Origin of the sequence: Halomonas sp. AOP7-B1-5 (genome assembly GCF_052353045.1) — a bacterium.
Lineage (GTDB): Bacteria > Pseudomonadota > Gammaproteobacteria > Pseudomonadales > Halomonadaceae > Vreelandella > Vreelandella colorata.
Map to the genome: position 1 here is coordinate 1 of NZ_JBQTDC010000092.1, position 2,478 is coordinate 2,478.

The window sequence follows — 2,478 nt, forward strand, 5'->3', positions numbered from 1 at the left end:
GTAAGCGCCATTAAACCGACCCACTTGCCCTAACCGTATTGAGCCACATTTTTTAAAGCTGGCAGCTCTGCATTCCAGGGTAAGAGCGTTTCGAGTTGTTCGAGGGTAACTGCATCGGCGATGTGCGTCAGCACATGATGGATGTAAGCCGACGGCTCCAGTCCGTTGGCCTTGGCCGTTTCGATCAGCGAGTAACAGGTGGCGCTGGCTTTCGCGCCCTGCGAGGTATCGGCGAACAGCCAGGCTTTTCTTCCCAGAGCGAACGGGCGGATGGCATTCTCGGCACCCGCGTTGCTGATTTTCAGGTCGCCACGTTCACAGTAGCCCACCAGGGTATCCCACTGGTTCAGGGTGTAATCCATCGCCTTGCGGGTGAGCGAGCCCTTCAGTACTTTGCTGGTGTTTTTATCCAGCCAGGCCTTGAAGGCATTCAGCAGCGGCAGGCTTTTTTCCTGGCGCACGCGATAGCGCTCGGCGTCGCTCAGTTCGTTCGCGGCTTTCTCGACGGCGTACAGTTTGCGGATGTGGCTGAGGGCCACATCGGCTTTCGATGGCTGGCCTTTTTTGCCCTTGGCTGGCGCGGCCCGGGAGGCTTCCACGAACTTGCGTCGGGCATGGTCCCAACAACCGATGCGGGTCAGGCCGTTTTCACGGCAGACTTGTCCATAGCCGGAATAGCCATCGGCTTGCAGGATGCCCTGGAAGTCATCCAGCAGGCGCACCGGCACCTTGCCACCTCGTGATGGATCATACTCGAACAGCACCGAGGGTTTTCCCGGTGGACCACCCCGGGTCACCCACATCCACTTGTCCGATTGGGCTTTTTTGCCATCCTCCTTGAGCACCTGGATCCGGGTTTCATCGGCCTGCAGGTAGTCACTGCCGTTCTGGGTTTCACGTATCAGGGTCATCAGCGGTTTGAACACGTCGTTCAGGCGGATGATCCAGTGGGCCATGCTGGTGCGGCTCAGGTCATGACCCAGGCGCTTGAACATCTGCTCCTGCCGGTACAGTGGCAGGCCATCGGCGTACTTGGAGGTGATCAGGTAAGCCAGTAGTGACGGTGTGGCAATGCACTTGCCCAGTGGGTGCTTGGACCGGGCGGCCGCAATGACATGCTCTTGGCCGTCTTGTTCGAACACCGCCTTTTCCTGCCAGTACTCCAGGACTTTCAGTTGGGCCGGGATATACTCCAGCTCTTCTTTCACTTTGGTGAAGAAGGTCTTGCTGGCGCCGGCTTTCTCGTCGTCGCTGAGGGTCAGCTCAATACGCTCACGCAAAAGCGTGTCGGAGAAGCCGCGTTGGCGGCGCTTGCGGGAGCGAGGCGGCGCATCGGCTTCTTCCACATCGTCAGGGAGTTCGTCGCGTAGTTCGTCAATCGCCACTTCCAGCTCGGCTTCATCGAACAACACGATCTGGTTGGGCTGTTTTTCACTGCTTGCGGCGAACTGCTGGATCTTCTTGTGACGCAGCAGCTCTTCGAGAATGGCGATGTAATTGTCGCGACGCCGGAGGGCCTCATCATGCTGCTGCAACTGACTCTGCAGAGCCGCTTCTTTCGCGGCCAGTTGTTCCTGCAAATCGTTGATAACCGCCGCCATTTCAGCGGGCGAGAGACCGCTGAAATCGGGTGTTTTGGGCGTGTTATCAGGCATTGTTTTCATGGCGAAATGATAGCAAAAACAACGCCCTGACACACTTAAAAAGTGCTACCCAACGCTCTCATAATGCAGGGTTTTATGGCCCTGCAGCAGGGTGATGTCGTAGCCGTCCAGCAACCAGTTGATCTGCTCGCCGTTCAGCGGCATCAGCTCATCCGACGGGCCCGGCCATTTAAATTTTTCCTCGGCCAGAGACTTGTAGTAAAGCACAAAGCCGTTGTCTTCCCACATCAGACACTTAATCTTGTTGCGCTGCCGGTTGGTGAACGCATAAAGCGCGCCGGAGAACGGGCTGTGCCCCAGCTCCTGCTCGACAATCAGCGCCAGCCCATTGGCCTGCTTGCGGAAATCGACAGGCTGTCGATACAGGTATATCTCCGGCAGGTCCCAGGAGGGGCGCAGATAGCGGTGGCGCATTACAGTTGCCTCAGCACGGCACCGAGCAACTCCACATTGCCAGCGTGCAGGCCGGTGATCGAGACGCCGCCGGGCAATGACACCGTTAATCCTTCTGACGACTCCGGACCAGGCACTGCCGATACCTTGGCAAACCCAGGCGACGACACGGGTTGCTCCGGAACCGCTGTCTCCGGTTCGGCCAGCTTTTTGCGCCAGTAAACAAAGCGGCAATAAGTCAGTGATTGCTGCTGGCAGTAGGCCATGCCGGACAAACCCGACGCCTGCCAGTCCTCGATATGCTGCTGCCAGAGACGTTTGCGTTCGGCGTGTGTCATGCTGATTCCTCCTGGTGTTTATGAGGAAATCAGTGTGGGCAATTTCAGGGCGTGGCTGTAGGTGCCGATTTATGGGCGCTTAC

3 protein-coding genes are annotated in these 2,478 nt (G+C 57.7%); all 3 read right to left on the bottom strand.

The features are described from left to right. Positions 1-29: 29 nt before the first annotated feature. The 3 genes from tnpC to tnpA are packed head-to-tail and all read right to left on the bottom strand — an operon-like array spanning position 30 to position 2,395. A complete protein-coding gene (gene tnpC / locus ACT3XD_RS19450) occupies positions 30-1,664 on the bottom strand; it encodes an IS66 family transposase (protein ID WP_035565164.1) in 1,635 nt (544 codons plus the stop codon). 45 nt (positions 1,665-1,709) lie between these two features. Beyond that, the gene (tnpB, locus tag ACT3XD_RS19455; RefSeq protein WP_035565167.1) at positions 1,710-2,078 is read right to left on the bottom strand and encodes an IS66 family insertion sequence element accessory protein TnpB; all 369 of its coding nucleotides are present in this window, start codon (positions 2,076-2,078) and stop codon (positions 1,710-1,712) included. Continuing rightward, positions 2,078-2,395, bottom strand: a complete 318-nt coding sequence (tnpA, locus tag ACT3XD_RS19460; protein WP_035565170.1) for an IS66 family insertion sequence element accessory protein TnpA — start codon at positions 2,393-2,395, stop codon at positions 2,078-2,080. The genes tnpB and tnpA overlap by 1 nt, the downstream gene beginning before the upstream one ends. Positions 2,396-2,478 lie beyond the last annotated feature (83 nt).